Raw genomic sequence first — 15,296 nt, 5'->3', positions numbered from 1 at the left:
GCACCGGCAGCGAAGGACTCGACCAGGTAGCGCACCCAGGCAGCCCGGAGACCGAGGGAGACGTCGCGCTTCAGTGGGGCTGCAGGTGGACGACAGATCCGGTGCTGACCCGACAGTCAGCGTGCCGAGTCACACTCCCCTCCAGTCCGTGCCGACGGTTCGGTGCCGACTGTCCCGCTTTTGTGCCGACTGAAAAGCCTCGTCACACGGGCCTAGCGCCGCACCCGGGGCATCCCCAGTCCGATCCACGAGATGATCTCCCGCTGGATCTCGTTGTTGCCGCCGCCGAAGGTGAAGATCACGGCCGATCGGTAGCCGCGTTCGAGTTCGCCGTGCAGGACGGCGCCGGCGGAGCCCTCCTTGAGGACACCGGGGGCCGCCACGATCTCCATCAGCCAGGCGTACGCGTCCCGGCGCGCCTCGGAGCCGTACACCTTGACGGCGGAGGCGTCCTGCGGGGTGAGCGTGCCCTCCTGGACGGCGTTCACCATGCGCCAGTTGAGGAGTTTCATGGCGTCCAGCCTGGTGTGCGTGCGGGCGAGGAGGCGGCGCACCCAGGGGAGGTCGACGACGCGGCGGCCATCGGCGAGCTTGGTCTCCGTCGCCCAGCGCTGGACGTCGTGCAGGGCGCGGATGGCCATGGTGCCGTGCGCGGCGAGGGTGACGCGCTCGTGGTTGAGCTGGTTGGTGATCAGCCGCCAGCCCTTGTTCTCCTCGCCGACCCGGCGCGTGGCGGGGACCTTGATGTTCTCGTAGTAGCTGGCGGTGGTGTCGTGCGAGGCGAGCGTGTTGATGACGGTGCACGAATAGCCGGGGTCGGAGGTCGGCACGAGGAGCATGGTGATGCCCTTGTGCGGCGGGGCGTCCGGATCGGTGCGGACCGCGAGCCACACCCAGTCGGCCGTGTCACCGTTGGTCGTCCAGATCTTCTGGCCGTCGACCGTGTAGTGGCCGGTCTCCTCGTCGCCCTCCCGTACGGCCCTGGTCCGGAGCGCGGCGAGGTCGGTCCCGGCGCCCGGCTCGCTGTAGCCGATCGCGAAGTCGATCTCGCCGGAGAGGATCTTCGGCAGGAAGTACGCCTTCTGCTCCTCCGTACCGAACCGCATGATCGTCGGCCCCACGGTGTTGAGCGCCATCAGCGGCAGCGGCACCCCGGCCTGAGCCGCCTCGTCGAAGAAGATGAACTGCTCCATCGGGGTCAGGCCCCGCCCGCCGTATTCCTCTGGCCAGCCGACCCCGAGCCAGCCGTCCGCGCCGAGCCGCCTGATCGTCTCGCGGTAGAAGCGCTTCTGCGCCGCCGGGTCGCCGTGGCGCGCGTAGGCGTTGTCCGGCACCAACTCGGCGAAGTAGAGACGAAGTTCGGTCCGCAACCGCTGCTGCTCCGGCGTGTATTCGAGATGCACGGCGCCTCCTGCCTCCCGGGCCCGACCTGACGGCGCACACCGTAGAACGTGTTCCAGAAATTGGGAATGCCGATGACACGGGCGCCGCCTGGACGCGCGTCGGGGCCAAGGGGTGCGGGCGGGCCGCCGGCCGCGAGGGGCGTGCGCGCACACGCGAGGGGCGGTGTCCGGTCACCCGGGCACCGCCCCTCGTGCGGGCCGGGTTCCCCCGGCCGTCGCGGAATGCCGTCGCTCGTACGCCCCCGTGGCCGTCAGTGGCAGGGGAAGCCGAGCAGGTGTCGGGCGTCGTGGACCCATTCGTGGACGTTCTCGCCGGAGACCAGGGAGGTGGCGCCCTGTTCGGCACCGACGAAGTAGAGCAGGACCAGCATCAGGACACCGAAGAACGCCGCCCAGGGGACGATCGCGCCGATCGGCAGCTTGGCGGGAACGGCGGTGGGCGTGACGGTCGGCTGGACGACGGACTGCGCCATGGGGCAGAACCTCCTGGGGAACTCGCGTCCCATCTCGGTGGTGCACGGGACGACGGCCACGGGTCTGACTCACCCGCGTCCGTCACCCCTGGCCGGAGTGGCGTGCGCCGGGCTCACAGTGGCGCGACCGTGCCGGAATTCCACCGGGCTTCCGTCGAACCGTCGTCAATATCCACGCGACCGTACCGCGAAGCCTCACCCCGGCCAAGGGCGCACGCCCCCGGCGTACTGTGAGAATGACGGTATGACCACCCGGATGTTCTTGGTTTCAGCGGCGATCGGCGAGGCACTGCGCGAGGCCCGCTTCGACGACGGGAGTCCGCTGGACGCCTCGGGCCTGCGAGCCGCCCGGACGGCGGCCGAAGCGGGTGCCGTTCCGGCCGGCGGGCGGCTGTGGGTCTCCCCCACCGTGAGGTGCCGGCAGACCGCCGAGGCACTCGGGCTTCAAGACGGCCTCGAGACGGCGGAGTTGGCCCCTCTGGACGTGGGCCGCTGGCGCGGGGCGACGCTCGCCGAGGTGGGCGCGAAGGAGCCGGAGGCAGTGGCGCGGTGGCTCGCCGATCCGGTGTCGGCGCCGCACGACGGCGAGTCGGTGCGGGAGTTCTGCGACCGGGTGGCGGAACACCTCGACACGGCGGCCGAGTTCAGCGGACGGACCGTCGCCGTGGTGGAGCCCGAGGTCGTACGGGCCCTGGTGGTACGGGCGCTGGGGGCACCGGAGTCGGCGTTCTGGCGGGTGGACGTGCCGCCGCTCACCGTCACGGAGCTGAGCGGGCGCGCGGGGCGCTGGAACGTCCGCGCCGGACGCCCGCTCGTCTGACCGGCCCGCTCCGGGCGGCGCGCGACCTCATCGCAGCGTGGCGATGAAGTCCGAGCACGACCGGGCGCAGTCACGGCAGTTCTGCGCGGCGGCCTCCGCCCCGGGACATTCGTCGAACGCCTCGGCGCACTCCAGGCAGACGTCACGACACCACTCCAGCCGGGCGCGGAGCTCCCGGTCGCTCAGCCCCGGATGACGGGACAGCACCTGGCAGGTCGCCTCGCACACCTCCGCGCAGAGAATGCCCGAACGCCGCGCGGTCTCCTGCTTCTTCGGCCCGCCGGGATCCATGAGGCTCGCGCGCAGCGTGGAGGTCCTGGCGCATTCGGCACAGGCCCGGGCGCACTCGAAGCGGTCCTCCAGGTACCGGAACAGCTCCTGCTGTGAAGGCGTCGTCGTCACGAACAGGCGGGTAGCCGGAGGGAGTCGGTTCAAACGGCGCGAGGCCGGGCCTCAGGCGCCGGCCGCCTCCCGGGAGATCTGCTCGAACTGCGCCCCCATGGCCTCGGAGAGCGCCTGCGCCGCCGACAACGGGCGGACCATCACCATGAGTTCGTCGATGCGTCCGTCCTCGTCGAAGTGCAGGAAGTCGCAGCCGTTGATCTCCTTGTCGCCCACCTTGGCCGTGAAGACCAGCGCGTGGTCACGGCCGTCGGCCCCGGCGATCTCACGGACGTAGCGGAAGTCGCTGAAGACGCGCCAGACGCCGCGCAGGATGGCCGCGGTGATCGGCTTGCCCGGGTAGGGCTTGAAGGCGACGGGGCTGGTGAACACGACGTCGTCGGCCAGCAGCTCCTCGACCGCGTCGAGGTCTCCGGCCTCCACGGCCTTGCGGAAGGAGTTCATCGCACCCATCTCCTCTACTCAATTAATTGATTAAGTGCAGATAAGATTAGTCCTGTGGGCAGGGGCCGTCTAGCCTTGCGGGATGGCATTGCGCAACGCGGTACTGGCCGCGCTCCTGGAGGGCGAGGCGTCGGGCTACGACCTGGCCAAGGGGTTCGACGCCTCGGTGGCCAACTTCTGGATGGCGACCCCGCAACAGCTGTACCGGGAACTCGACCGGATGGAGTCCGAGGGGCTCATCGAGGCCCGGGTGGTGCAGCAGGAACGCCGGCCCAACAAGCGGCTCTTCTCGCTGACCGCGGCGGGGCTCGAAGCACTGGCCTCCTTCACCTCGGGACCCGCGAAACCCACCGCGATCCGCGACGAGCTGATGGTCAAGGTGTACGCGCTCGACATGGGGGACGCCGACGCCGTCCGGGTGGCGATCACCGAGCGGCTGGAGGGGGCGCGCGCCAAGCTGGCGCACTACGAGCGGATCGGCGCCCGCCTGCTCGACGGGCGCGCCGAGGACGAGTACCTCGCCTCGGCCGAGCGCGTCGGCCCGTATCTCACCCTCCTGGGGGGACGCGCCTTCGAGCGGGCCATCATCGACTGGGCGGAACGGGCGCTGCTGGTCCTGGAACAACGGGCGTCCGCCACCCGCTGAAGGCCGCGTGTCCGCATTAGCCTGGTCGCGGGCGGTACCGGTTTCGGCCCGTTCCGGCGCGGTCCGGTTCGATCCGGCCGGGTTCGGCCCGGTGCGTTTCGGGTCCGGTCGGCCCGGCGCGTTTCGGGTCCGGTCGGCCCGGCGCGCTTCGGGTCGGAGCGGCCGGCACGAAGGAGGGCGGTCATGGTGCGTGCGCTCGGTGTCGCTGTCGTGGGGTTCGGCTGGATGGGACGGGTGCACACACAGGCGTACGCCCGCGTCCTCCACCACTTCCCGCGGCTCTCCCTGCGTCCCGAACCGGTCGCCGTCGCCGACGAGGTGCCCGGCCGGGCCGAGGAGGCCGCCGCGCGGTACGGTTTCGCGACCGCCGTACGCGACTGGCGGGAGATCGCCGCCGATCCCCGGGTCGAGGCCGTGAGCATCACCGCGCCGAACTTCCTGCACCGTGAGATCGGTGTGGCCATGGCCGGGGCCGGCAAGCACATCTGGATCGAGAAGCCGGTGGGACTGACCGCCGACGACGCCCGGGCGGTGTCGAGTGCGGTGGCCGAGGCCGGGGTACGGGGCACGGTCGGCTTCAACTACCGGGGCGCCCCCGCCGTCGTGGCGGCCCGCGAGCTGATCGTCTCCGGTGGGATCGGTGACGTCACCCACGTGCGCATCCGCCTCTTCAGCGACTACGCGGCCCATCCCGAAGGTGCGCTGACCTGGCGCTACGAACGGGAGCGGGGCGGCAGCGGCGTCCTCGGGGACCTGGCCTCGCACGGTGTCGACCTGGCCCGTTTCCTGCTGGGCGAGATCGAGGCGCTGGCGGCGGACACCGCGGTCTTCGTGCCGCTGCGGGCCCGTCCGGCCGGCGCGACCGCGGGTCACGCGCGCGCGTCGGGCGGCGAGCCGGCGCCCGTGGAGAACGAGGACTACGTCAACTGTCTGCTGCGCTTCGTCTCCGGCGCGCGCGGCGTCCTGGAGGCGTGCCGGGTCTCGGTGGGCGAGCAGAACAACTACGGGTTCGAGATCCACGGCACCGAGGGCGCGGTGTTCTGGGACTTCCGCCGGATGGGCGAACTCGGCGTCAGCCGGGGGACGTCGTACCAGGACCAGCCGGTCAGCACCGTGTACGTCGGTCCGGGGGCCGGGGACTACGGGGCCTTCCAGCCCGGCGCGGCGAACGGCATGGGCTACGACGACCTCAAGGTCGTCGAGGCGCACGCCTTCCTGCGGTCCATCGCCGACGACAGGCCGTACGGGGCCACCCTGGCCGACGCGGTCCGCAGCGCGACGGCACTCGACGCGATGGCGCGCTCGGCGGCGTCGGGGGCATGGGTGACGCTGGAGGCCTAGCAGACCGCGAGCGTTGCGTCACCTGCGTGGGGCCGTGTCACCGGCATCTCGTAGGCTTCCGGCCATGAGTGAGGGTGATTCCGGCAGACGGGTCATAGAGGGGCGCTTCGAGCTGGAGAAGCGGCTCGGCGGCGGTGGCATGGGCACGGTGTGGCGTGCACGCGATCTGGTCCTCGACCGGGCCGTGGCGCTCAAGGAGGTACGGCCGCCCGATCCGGGTCTCGCCGAGTACGACCCGCAGGGAGCGGCGATGCTCCGGGCCCGGGTACTGCGCGAGGCACGGGCGCTCGCCCGCGTCGATCACCCCAATGTGGTGACCATCCACCACGTGGTGGACGGCGGGGAGCACACCTACCCGTGGCTCGTCATGGAACTGGTGACCGGAGGATCGCTGCAGGACCGGCTCGAGAAGGGGCCGATGGCACCCGTCGACGCCGCCCGGCTGGGGCGCGAGATCCTGGCCGCGCTACGGGCCGCTCACGACGTCGGCATCCAGCACCGGGACGTGAAACCCGCCAACGTGCTGCTGAGGCCCGACGGACGTCCCGTCCTCACCGACTTCGGCATCGCGACCATCAGGGACTCGACCGCCCTGACCGCGACCGGGTCCGTCATCGGCACGCCCGACTACATGGCACCCGAGCGCATCTCCGGCGGCGAGGGCGACCCGGGCTCCGACCTGTGGTCGCTGGCGATGATGCTGTACGTCGCCGTCGAGGGACATCACCCGCTGCGCCGGGGAACCACCCTCGCGACGCTGGCGGCGATGCTGAGCGAGCAGCTTCCGCCACCCGCCCGGGCCGGAGTGCTGACCGGGTTCCTGAACGCCGTGCTCGTCAAGGACCCGGCCGACCGGGCGGACGTGAAGACCGCGGACCGGCTGCTCGCCGAGGCGATCGAGGGCGGCGACACGGGGCGAGGCGCTCCCGGCGGGGCGGACGGAACCACGTCGTACCGGCTGGCCCCTCCGCCGGGTCCGGCGTCCACGCCCTCCGCACCGGCCGGGTCCGGACCGGCTTCCGGCTTCGGGCCACCTGCCGGTTTCGGACCGCCCTCCGGCTTCGGGCCGACCTCGGGCTTCGGGTCGGCCTCGGGCTTCGGCCCGCCGACTCCGTACCCGGCGGGCCCCACACGGCCGACGTCGGCACGGCCGCCGGGCGGCCGGGCGAAGAGGCGAGCGGCGATCGCCTCGTCCGTCGTCGGGACCGTGCTGGTGGGAGTCCTGGTGTGGACCCAGCTGCCGGACGGGGGCGACAAGGACAGCGGTAAGCCCACCGGTTCCTCCGACGCGACCTCGACCAGGACGACGGACCCCGCTTCCACACCGTCCCGCTCGGCCCCGGCGGCCCAGGCCGACGCGAAGACGGATCTGCTCACCCCCGACGGCATCCGGACGGCGGTGAAGGAGATCAAGGCCGCGACCGGCACGGACCGCGCATGCGACTTCACCGTCTATCCGGAGTACGTCTCCGCGGAAATCATGGTCAAGGGCAGCGACGCCAAGTACGACAGCTACACCTACCGCCCGGGCCGGGGCGTCGAGAAGGGCATCATCAGCGGCGCCATCATCGGCGGCGACCGCCCCTTCAGTCTCGACAGCTTCGACTGGGACGTCCTTCCCCCTCTGCTGAAGCGGGCGAAGAAGGACCTGAACGTAGAGCGGCCGACCATGCGCTACGTCCTGGTCCGCCCCGCCGACGACACGTTCGACACCCCGCTGGGACTGGCCGTCTATCTCGCCGACGACCACGTCACCGGCTATCTGGACGCCGACTTGAAGGGCAAGGTGACCCGGGTGATGCCGGCCGAGGACTGAGCGGTCGTACCGGCGGTCGGTGAAGAGGGGGCCCGGAGCCGGACTCCGCCGAAGGGGCGGAAGGTGCGGGGCGTATCGTCGACAGCGGCGAAGCCGCAGAAGCTCTTCGCCTGTCCACCGGGGCGTCGGCACCCCGGCCGGAACGAGGGACGGGGGCACCATGCCAGGTCTGCCGAAGGCGTCCGGACCCGATGGCACGGTGCGGACGCCGCCGCCCGAGCCGGTCCCGTTCGCACCCGGCTCCCTTCTGTGGGACATCGCGGGTGACGTACGGATGCTGCTCGCCCTGCCCACCGCCCTGGTGCTCCAGGTCGCGCACCCGGCCGTCGGTGCCGGTGTCGACGACCACTCGGTCTTCCGCACCGACCCCTGGGGCCGCGCGCGGCGCTCGCTGCACTCCCTGCAACTGTGGATCTACGGCGGCGAGCAGGCCCTGGAGGAGGGGCGCCGGCTGCGGCGCCTGCACAGGACGATCTCGGGCACGGACCACAACGGCCGCGCCTACCACGCCCTGACTCCGGCCTACTACGCCTGGGTCCACGCCACCGCCTACCCGGTCTTCCTGCGGGCGGCGGACTGCTTCTCCCGTCCCCTGGACGAGGACGAGCAGCACCGCCTCTACGAGGAACTCCTCCGGCTCGGTGACATCCTCGGCATCCACCGCCGTGACATGCCGCCCACACCGGAGGCGTTCTGGCGGTACTTCGACGCGATGGTCCGCGACGAGCTGGAGGCGACGGCCGTCGTCCGGGAACTCCTCGACCCGCACCGCCCCGTCGCGCCGCCGGACGGATCGCCCGCCCTGCTCCGCCGCCTCTGGCCCCTGCTGCGCCCGCCGCTGGCGCGGTTGAACGTCTTCGTCACGACCGGACTGCTGCCACCCGCGGCACGGGAGCGGCTCGGCCTGACGTGGAGCGACCGGGACGAACGCCGGCTGCGCCGCTTCGGGGCGCTCGTACGCAGGACCGTCCCCCTGCTCCCGGAGCGGCTGCGCTACCTCCCCCTCGCCTACTCCGCGCGCCGCCAGGGGCTCAAGGCGGTTCCTGTTCAAGGGCGTTGTCCGTCGGCCTGATTCCGTTCATATGCGTGAGGCGCCTGTTGCTGGGGATGTACGTGAAGAGACGCACAGGCCCCGGTCGCACAGTGAGGTGCTGGAAGATGGATCGCACGTTCCGCCCCCGTTCACGGAGAATCACCCCGCTCGTCGCCCTGACCGCCGCGGCCTTATTGCTCTCCGCGGGCTGTTCCAGCGGTTCGGGCGGCAAGAAGGCCGAGGAGAGCGCGGGCGGTGGCACCGCGGGGAAGGCGAACACACCGCGGATGACGGTGGCGCTGGTCACCCACCAGCCACCCGGTGACACGTTCTGGGACATCGTCCGCAAGGGCGCCGAGGCCGCGGCCGCCAAGGACAACATCCGGCTCGTCTACTCCAACAGCCCGAACGCGGGCGACCAGGCCAACCTGGTGCAGAACGCGGTCGACCAGAAGGTCGACGGCATCGCCGTCACCCTGGCCAAGCCCGGCGCCATGAAGGCCGTGGTGGGCAGGTCGACTTCGGCCGGCATCCCCGTCGTGGGTCTCAACTCGGGCCTGAGCGACTGGAAGAAGCTGGGCCTGATGGAGTTCTTCGGCCAGGACGAGACCGTCGCGGGCGAGGCACTCGGGAAGAGACTGAACGCGGAGGGTGCCAAGAAGGCCGTCTGCGTGATCCAGGAACAGGGCAACGTCGGCCTGACCCAACGGTGCGACGGCGTGAAGAAGACGTTCGGCGGCACCACGGAGAACCTGTACGTCAACGGCACCGACATGCCGTCCGTGAAGTCCACGATCACCGCGAAGCTCAAGCGGGACTCCGCGATCGACTACGTCGTCGCGCTGGGCGCCCCGTACGCCCTGACCGCGGTGCAGTCGGTGAGCGACGCCGGCAGCAAGGCGAAGATCGCCACCTTCGACCTCAACAAGGACCTCACCGGCGCCATCGACAAGGGCACCATCCAGTTCGCCGTCGACCAGCAGCCCTACCTCCAGGGCTACTTGGCGATCGACTCGCTGTGGCTCTACAAGAACAACGGCAACTACAGCGGCGGCGGCGAGCAGCCGGTGCTCACCGGTCCCGCGTTCGTGGACAAGGGCAACGTCGGCACCGTCGCCGGGTTCGCCGCGAAGGGCACCCGTTGATGAGCGCGGCCGGGCCGACGGCGAGCGTGCCGCCGGCTCCCGGCCCCCGCGCGGCCGACGGGCGGACCACGCGGCGTTCGCCGGCGCTGCGGCTGCTCGCCCGGCCCGAGGTGGGGGTGTTCCTCGGCGCCGCCGCCGTGTTCGTCTTCTTCCTGATCGCGGCGCCGTCGGTGCGCTCCGGCGGTTCGATGGCGACCGTGCTCTACCAGTCATCGACGATCGGCCTCATGGCCCTGCCCGTGGCCCTGCTGATGATCGGCGGCGAGTTCGACCTGTCCGCCGGTGTCGCGGTGATCACCTCGGCGCTGACGGCGAGCATGCTGAGCTATCAGCTCACCGTGAACGTCTGGGCGGGTGTCGTGATCGCGCTCGTCCTCTCGCTCGCGATCGGGGCGTTCAACGGCTGGATGACGGTCCGCACCGGACTGCCCAGCTTTCTGGTGACCCTGGGGACCTTCCTGATCCTGCAGGGCGTGAACCTCGCCGTCACCAAACTGGTCACCGACAACGTCGCCACCGACGACATCAGCGACATGGACGGCTTCGGCCAGGCGAAGAAGGTCTTCGCCTCGTCGTTCGACGTCGGCGGCGTCCAGGTGAAGATCACGGTCGTGTGGTGGCTCGTCTTCGCGGCGCTCGCCACCTGGGTGCTGCTGCGCACCCGGTACGGCAACTGGGTCTTCGCGGTCGGCGGCGACCGGGACAGCGCCCGCGCGGTCGGCGTACCGGTGACCTTCACCAAGATCACGCTGTTCATGGCGGTCGGCTTCGGCGCCTGGTTCGTCGGCATGCACGAACTGTTCTCGTTCAACACCGTGCAGTCGGGCGAGGGCGTCGGCCAGGAACTCATCTACATCGCCGCGTCGGTGATCGGCGGCTGTCTGCTCACCGGCGGCTACGGCTCCGCGATCGGCCCCGTCTTCGGCGCCTTCATGTTCGGCATGGTGAACCAGGGCATCGTCTACGCCGGCTGGAACCCCGACTGGTTCAAGGCCTTCCTCGGCGTGATGCTGCTCGGCGCCACGCTCGTCAATCTGTGGGTCCGCCGCGCGGCGACCCGGAGGTGAACCGACCCATGGCAGACAACGGAACCGGAAGCACGGGCCTCCCCGCCCCGGCCGCCCCGCCCGGGGACGAGGGCGCCGCGATCGTCGAGCTGCGGGGCGCCGGGAAGTCGTACGGCAACGTCCGCGCCCTGCACGACGTGTCGCTCGCCGTCCGTCCCGGGCGGGTGACCTGCGTCCTCGGCGACAACGGCGCCGGAAAGTCCACGCTCATCAAAATCATCTCGGGACTGCACCGGCACAGCGAGGGCGAGTTCCTCGTGGACGGCACGGCGGTGCGCTTCAGCACCCCGCGCGAGGCCCTCGCCAAGGGCATCGCCACCGTCTACCAGGACCTCGCGACGGTGCCGCTGATGCCGGTGTGGCGGAACTTCTTCCTCGGCTCCGAGCTGACCCGGGGCCCCTGGCCGGTACGCCGGCTCGACATCGCCCGGATGAAGCGGACCGCCGACGAGGAACTGCGCGACATGGGCATCGTCCTCGACGACCTCGACCAGCCGATCGGCACGCTCTCCGGGGGGCAGCGCCAGTCCGTGGCCATCGCCCGTGCCGTGCACTTCGGCGCCCGCGTCCTCGTCCTCGACGAACCGACCGCCGCGCTCGGCGTCAGACAGTCCGGCGTCGTCCTCAAGTACATCGCCGCCGCCCGCGAACGCGGCCTCGGCGTCGTCTTCATCACCCACAACCCGCACCACGCCTACATGGTCGGCGACCATTTCAGCGTGCTGCGGCTCGGCACGCTCGAACTCAGCGCCGACCGCGGCGAGATCGGCCTGGAGGAACTCACCGACCACATGGCGGGCGGCGTCGAACTCGCGGCACTCAAGCATGAGTTGGCGCAGGTGCGCGGGGTCGACGTACAGCGGCTCCCGGAGGCGGAGGACCTCGGGATGCCCGCACCGCCCTCTCCCGGGGAGGCTTCCTGACACCCCCGTCCGGTCGGCGGCCCGCGCACCGAAGGGACCGCCGACCGGGTGCGCCGACCGCCTCCCGGGCCCGGGATCACGCCCCTGGAGGGGCAGCGGTCACGGTGAAGGATGAACGGTTACTCTGAGATCATGCCGTCCACACGACGTACCGCACGCCAGACCGACCTGCTCGAGCGGCTGGTCGCGTTGCTGGCGGCGGAGGGCTTCGCGGCGTTCACCCTGGACGAGCTGACCGAGCGACTGCACTGCTCGAAGACGACGCTGTACCAACTGGCGGGCAGCAAGCAGGAGTTGGTGCGGGAAGCGGTGAAGCACTACTTCCGGGAGGCCGCCCAGGCCGTCGAGAAGCAGGTGGCCGACACCTCCGCGCCCTCCGAGCGCGTGGTGGTCTACCTGAACGCGGTCGCCGAGCGGCTGCGACCGCTCTCCCGGCAGTTCCTCGACGACATGGCCCGGTTCGAGCCGGCCCGCGAGGTGTACGAGGCCAATACGCGCCTCGCCGCGGGCAGGATCCGGCAGTTGATCGCGGACGGCGTGGCCGCCGGGGCCTTCCGTGACGTCCACGCCGCGTTCGTGGGCGAGGTCGTGGCCGCGACCATGCAGGAGATCCAGCGTGGCGAGGTCGGCGCGCGCACGGGGCTGAACGACGCCGAGGCCTACGCCGAGCTGGCGTCGCTCATCGTGCACGCCGTCTCCCCCTGACGCCCGCCGCCCCGGCCTCCCCGCCCCGCGACGTCGCGGGGCGCACTCGTACCGCCGTCGAGGCGACCCGCCCGTCCGGGCCCTCCCCGTCCCCCGGCACCGCGGCTTCCCGCCGCCGCGTCCGCCCCTGAACCACGGGGACGGCCGGCCGCGAGCCGGGACCCTTCATCCGCAGAGACACGGCATCCGGTCGCGACCGGTGGATCCGTCGGCGCCCGGCATGGCCTGGCGGTACCAAAAACGATACTGTTGTATCGCCTGGCGTATCAATATCGTCCGGCGGACCGCCACCACCGAGGACATGCCATGCCCGCGACCCGCACGCTCCCCACGCCGGAAGCCGTCGACCTGATCGCCCTGACCCGCGAGCTCGCCGAGAAGGAGCTCGCCCCGCGCGTCGCCGAGGCGGAGGCCGAGGGGCGCTTCCCCCGCGAGGTCTTCCGCACGCTCGGCAGGGCCGGGCTGCTCAGCCTGCCCTACCCCGAGGAGTTCGGCGGCGGTGACCAGCCCTACGAGGTCTACCTCCAGGCCCTGGAGGAGATCGCCGCCGTGTGGGCGAGCGTGGCGGTGGGCGTCTCGGTGCACGCGCTGTCCTGCTTCGCCCTCGCCTCGTTCGGCACCGAGGACCAGAAGAAGGAGTGGCTCCCGGACATGCTCGGCGGCGAGCTGCTCGGCGCCTACGCCCTGTCCGAGGCCCATGCCGGTTCCGACCCGGGCGCGATGCGCACCCGGGCGGTGCGGGACGGCGACGACTACGTGCTCAACGGCGCGAAGGCCTGGACCACGCACGGTGGGCACGCGGACTTCTACACGGTCATGGCCCGCACGTCCGACGCGGGCTCGCGCGCCATCTCCTGCTTCCTCGTCCCGGCCGACGCGCCCGGTGTGGTGGCCGATCCCCCGGAGCAGAAGATGGGCCTGACCGGGTCGGCCACCGCCACCGTGCGCCTGGAGAACGTGCGCGTCCCCGCGAACCGCCGGCTCGGCGAGGAGGGCGAGGGGCTCAGGATCGCCTTCGCCGGACTGGACTGCGGACGGCTCGGCATCGCGGCGGTGGCCACGGGCCTCGCCCAGGGCGCGCTGGACCACGCGCTGCGCTATTCACGGGAGCGCGAGACCTTCGGCCGGCCCATCATCGAGCACCAGGGACTGGCCTTCGTCCTCGCCGACATGGCCGCCGCCGTGCAGGTCTCCCGCGCCACCACGCTGGCCGCGGCCCAGCTCAAGGACGAGGGGCTCCCGTTCCAGTCCGAGGCGTCGATCGCCAAGCTGGTCGCCACCGACAACGCCATGAAGGTCACCACCGACGCGGTCCAGGTACTGGGCGGCGCCGGATACACCCGCGACTTCCCGGTCGAGCGCTACATGCGCGAGGCCAAGGTCATGCAGATCTTCGAGGGCACCAACCAGATCCAGCGTCTGATCATCGGTCGCGGTCTGAAGGAGAGCGACCGCGGCAGCCTCCGGGTGCGGACCGCGGGGAGGTAGCGGGAGCGGTACGGCCACACCGTCCGGAACCGGTGAGCGCGGAACCCGCGCTCACCGGGGAACGCCCGCGCACATGGCCGTCGGCATCCATGCGCCCACGCCGGAGCAACGCGCTTCGCCCCCTCCCCTCCCCTCTCCCCCGAGCCGCCGTTCCGCCCGGGTGCCGGCCGCGCCCCGCACCGGCATCGTGACCTGCGGCTTCAGGCTGACAGTCCGTCATCGGGGGCAGACCGAAGGCCCGGTCGGCAAGCCCTGATGCCATGACCGTCCCCCTCCAGCGACCAAGATCGATTGTCAGTGGCGGGTGAGACAGTAAATGCATCGAGTCGGAACGAGGGGGGCCCGCCATGGCCGGAAGCCAGAACTACATCAATCACGTCGCTCTTGTGCTGGATGCCAGTTCGTCCATGTCGCATCTGAGCCGCAAGGTCGTCGAGGTCGCCGACCAGCAGATCGCGTACCTCGCCCGCCGGTCGAGGGAGCTGGACCAGGAGACCCGGGTCACGGTGTACGTCTTCGCGGACAAGGTGGAGTGCGTCATCTACGACAAGGACGTGCTGCGGATGCCCTCGCTGAAGCAGTTGTACCGGGTCGGTGGAATGACGGCTCTGCTGGCGGCCGCGCTGAAGTCGCAGCACGAGCTTGCACAGACGGCCCAACTGTACGGCGACCACAGCTTCCTGACGTTCGTGCTCACGGACGGGCAGGAGAACGCGAGCCACCGCGGTCCGGACTCCCCTTCCAGGGATCCGCGTGAACTGGTCAAGGCCGTGGCCGAGATGATCGCGACGCAGGAGGACAACTGGACGCTGGCCGTCCTCGTGCCGGACCAGATGGGCAAGCGCGAGGCCATGCAGTGCGGTTTCCCGAAGGACAACATCGCCGTCTGGGACGCCACGAGCACACAGGGCCTGGAGGAGGCCGGGCAGGTCATCCGGGAGGCCACCGAGAAGTTCATGGTGGGCCGCGCCCAGGGCATCCGGGGATCGCGGGCGGTGTTCTCCATGGGCGCGGAGGCGGTCAACGAGGACACCATCAAGGCGGCCGGTCTCGCCGCGGTGGATCCGTCGGGCTACCGACTGGTCCCGGTGACCCGTGACGCGGCGATACGGGACTGGGTCGTCGAATGCGGGCACACCTACCGCACCGGTGGCGCGTTCTACCAGCTGAGCAAGTCCGAGAAGATCCAGGCGCGGAAGCAGATCGCGGTGCTGGAGAAGAAGACGGACCGGGTGTACTCGGGGCCCGAGGCCCGAGCCCTGCTCGGCCTCCCCGACGTGGAGGTGCGCGTCAAGCCCGACCACAACGACGACTTCACGATCTTCGTGCAGAGCACCAGCGTCAACAGGAAGCTCGTACCGAACACGCGCCTGCTGCTCATGCTCTGAGCCCTCGGGAGCGCCTCGGGCCCGGAGGAAACGCGTGCCGAGCCGGTCGGCCGGAGTTCACGCCCTCGTCAGCGTATGGGCGGCGGGTGCGGGCGGGCCGGTCCGCGGATCCGTCGCACCGGCTCATGAAACCGCGCCCGAGGGGTACCTGCCGCACAGGGCGCCCCGGTTTCCCGGACGCGTTCGAGAGCGAGGCTGGATC

General features: G+C 71.0%; 15 protein-coding genes and 1 riboswitch. Of the genes, 11 read left to right on the top strand and 4 right to left on the bottom strand.

Features of this window, described 5'->3' with window-relative positions; translation table 11 throughout:
* Nucleotides 1–212: 212 nt before the first annotated feature.
* Nucleotides 213–1,403: an acyl-CoA dehydrogenase family protein gene (locus tag ACICHK_RS35270; protein ID WP_151468852.1), complete on the bottom strand. Its 1,191-nt coding sequence runs from the start codon at nucleotides 1,401–1,403 to the stop codon at nucleotides 213–215.
* A gap of 251 nt (nucleotides 1,404–1,654) precedes the next feature.
* Nucleotides 1,655–1,876: a CbtB-domain containing protein gene (locus ACICHK_RS35265; RefSeq protein WP_103550006.1), complete on the bottom strand. Its 222-nt coding sequence runs from the start codon at nucleotides 1,874–1,876 to the stop codon at nucleotides 1,655–1,657.
* 37 nt (nucleotides 1,877–1,913) lie between these two features.
* A riboswitch (cobalamin riboswitch) is annotated at nucleotides 1,914–2,075 on the bottom strand.
* A 45-nt stretch (nucleotides 2,076–2,120) separates the two neighbouring features.
* Between ACICHK_RS35265 and ACICHK_RS35260 the strand changes: the two genes are divergently transcribed.
* Nucleotides 2,121–2,696 carry a histidine phosphatase family protein gene (locus tag ACICHK_RS35260; protein WP_406840084.1) on the top strand — a complete coding sequence of 192 codons (576 nt, stop codon included), beginning with the start codon at nucleotides 2,121–2,123 and terminating at the stop codon, nucleotides 2,694–2,696.
* 27 nt (nucleotides 2,697–2,723) lie between these two features.
* Here ACICHK_RS35260 and ACICHK_RS35255 read toward each other — a convergent pair whose 3' ends face one another.
* Nucleotides 2,724–3,098 (bottom strand): ferredoxin, encoded by a 375-nt coding sequence (locus ACICHK_RS35255; protein ID WP_151468854.1) that lies wholly within the window; start codon nucleotides 3,096–3,098, stop codon nucleotides 2,724–2,726.
* A gap of 51 nt (nucleotides 3,099–3,149) precedes the next feature.
* The gene (locus ACICHK_RS35250; protein WP_151468855.1) at nucleotides 3,150–3,542 is read right to left on the bottom strand and encodes a nuclear transport factor 2 family protein; all 393 of its coding nucleotides are present in this window, start codon (nucleotides 3,540–3,542) and stop codon (nucleotides 3,150–3,152) included.
* Between the two features lie 82 nt (nucleotides 3,543–3,624).
* On the opposite strand from ACICHK_RS35250, the gene ACICHK_RS35245 reads away from it, so the two are divergent.
* The 10 genes from ACICHK_RS35245 to ACICHK_RS35200 all read left to right on the top strand — a co-directional run bounded on the left by ACICHK_RS35245 (nucleotide 3,625) and on the right by ACICHK_RS35200 (nucleotide 15,094).
* Entirely contained in the window at nucleotides 3,625–4,188 is a 564-nt protein-coding gene (locus tag ACICHK_RS35245) for a PadR family transcriptional regulator (protein ID WP_151468856.1), read from the top strand.
* A gap of 183 nt (nucleotides 4,189–4,371) precedes the next feature.
* Nucleotides 4,372–5,529: a Gfo/Idh/MocA family protein gene (locus ACICHK_RS35240; RefSeq protein WP_406840083.1), complete on the top strand. Its 1,158-nt coding sequence runs from the start codon at nucleotides 4,372–4,374 to the stop codon at nucleotides 5,527–5,529.
* 64 nt (nucleotides 5,530–5,593) lie between these two features.
* Nucleotides 5,594–7,345, top strand: coding sequence for a protein kinase domain-containing protein (locus ACICHK_RS35235; RefSeq protein ID WP_406840082.1), 1,752 nt, complete (start codon nucleotides 5,594–5,596; stop codon nucleotides 7,343–7,345).
* Nucleotides 7,346–7,505: 160 nt separating this feature from the next.
* Complete coding sequence (locus ACICHK_RS35230) at nucleotides 7,506–8,417, top strand: oxygenase MpaB family protein (RefSeq protein WP_406840081.1); 912 nt, start codon at nucleotides 7,506–7,508, stop codon at nucleotides 8,415–8,417.
* 86 nt (nucleotides 8,418–8,503) lie between these two features.
* Nucleotides 8,504–9,523: a sugar ABC transporter substrate-binding protein gene (locus ACICHK_RS35225; RefSeq protein ID WP_406840080.1), complete on the top strand. Its 1,020-nt coding sequence runs from the start codon at nucleotides 8,504–8,506 to the stop codon at nucleotides 9,521–9,523.
* Nucleotides 9,523–10,590 carry an ABC transporter permease gene (locus tag ACICHK_RS35220; protein WP_406840079.1) on the top strand — a complete coding sequence of 356 codons (1,068 nt, stop codon included), beginning with the start codon at nucleotides 9,523–9,525 and terminating at the stop codon, nucleotides 10,588–10,590. The genes ACICHK_RS35225 and ACICHK_RS35220 overlap by 1 nt, the downstream gene beginning before the upstream one ends.
* 8 nt (nucleotides 10,591–10,598) lie before the next feature.
* A complete protein-coding gene (locus tag ACICHK_RS35215) occupies nucleotides 10,599–11,513 on the top strand; it encodes an ATP-binding cassette domain-containing protein (protein WP_406840078.1) in 915 nt (304 codons plus the stop codon).
* Between the two features lie 132 nt (nucleotides 11,514–11,645).
* Entirely contained in the window at nucleotides 11,646–12,218 is a 573-nt protein-coding gene (locus ACICHK_RS35210; RefSeq protein ID WP_151468863.1) for a TetR/AcrR family transcriptional regulator, read from the top strand.
* A 306-nt stretch (nucleotides 12,219–12,524) separates the two neighbouring features.
* Nucleotides 12,525–13,706 carry an acyl-CoA dehydrogenase family protein gene (locus tag ACICHK_RS35205; protein ID WP_406840077.1) on the top strand — a complete coding sequence of 394 codons (1,182 nt, stop codon included), beginning with the start codon at nucleotides 12,525–12,527 and terminating at the stop codon, nucleotides 13,704–13,706.
* 347 nt (nucleotides 13,707–14,053) lie between these two features.
* Nucleotides 14,054–15,094, top strand: coding sequence for a vWA domain-containing protein (locus ACICHK_RS35200; RefSeq protein WP_151468865.1), 1,041 nt, complete (start codon nucleotides 14,054–14,056; stop codon nucleotides 15,092–15,094).
* The last annotated feature ends 202 nt before the right edge of the window (nucleotides 15,095–15,296 follow it).

Source organism: Streptomyces sp. AHU1, from assembly GCF_045343905.1.
Lineage (GTDB): Bacteria > Actinomycetota > Actinomycetes > Streptomycetales > Streptomycetaceae > Streptomyces > Streptomyces triticiradicis.
Note: the sequence above shows the minus strand (reverse complement) of the source record. Positions and strands in the feature narration are given on the sequence as shown.

Bases quoted from the DNA above. Each gene is read 5' to 3' on its own strand.
- ACICHK_RS35245 (WP_151468856.1), top strand. From the start codon at position 3,625: ATGGCATTGCGCAACGCGGTACTGGCCGCGCTCCTGGAGGGCGAGGCG.
- ACICHK_RS35250 (WP_151468855.1), bottom strand. From the start codon at position 3,542: ATGAACTCCTTCCGCAAGGCCGTGGAGGCCGGAGACCTCGACGCGGTC.
- ACICHK_RS35205 (WP_406840077.1), top strand. From the start codon at position 12,525: ATGCCCGCGACCCGCACGCTCCCCACGCCGGAAGCCGTCGACCTGATC.
- ACICHK_RS35220 (WP_406840079.1), top strand. From the start codon at position 9,523: ATGAGCGCGGCCGGGCCGACGGCGAGCGTGCCGCCGGCTCCCGGCCCC.
- ACICHK_RS35200 (WP_151468865.1), top strand. From the start codon at position 14,054: ATGGCCGGAAGCCAGAACTACATCAATCACGTCGCTCTTGTGCTGGAT.
- ACICHK_RS35215 (WP_406840078.1), top strand. From the start codon at position 10,599: ATGGCAGACAACGGAACCGGAAGCACGGGCCTCCCCGCCCCGGCCGCC.
- ACICHK_RS35260 (WP_406840084.1), top strand. From the start codon at position 2,121: ATGACCACCCGGATGTTCTTGGTTTCAGCGGCGATCGGCGAGGCACTG.
- ACICHK_RS35240 (WP_406840083.1), top strand. From the start codon at position 4,372: ATGGTGCGTGCGCTCGGTGTCGCTGTCGTGGGGTTCGGCTGGATGGGA.
- ACICHK_RS35230 (WP_406840081.1), top strand. From the start codon at position 7,506: ATGCCAGGTCTGCCGAAGGCGTCCGGACCCGATGGCACGGTGCGGACG.
- ACICHK_RS35210 (WP_151468863.1), top strand. From the start codon at position 11,646: ATGCCGTCCACACGACGTACCGCACGCCAGACCGACCTGCTCGAGCGG.
- ACICHK_RS35235 (WP_406840082.1), top strand. From the start codon at position 5,594: ATGAGTGAGGGTGATTCCGGCAGACGGGTCATAGAGGGGCGCTTCGAG.
- ACICHK_RS35265 (WP_103550006.1), bottom strand. From the start codon at position 1,876: ATGGCGCAGTCCGTCGTCCAGCCGACCGTCACGCCCACCGCCGTTCCC.
- ACICHK_RS35225 (WP_406840080.1), top strand. From the start codon at position 8,504: ATGGATCGCACGTTCCGCCCCCGTTCACGGAGAATCACCCCGCTCGTC.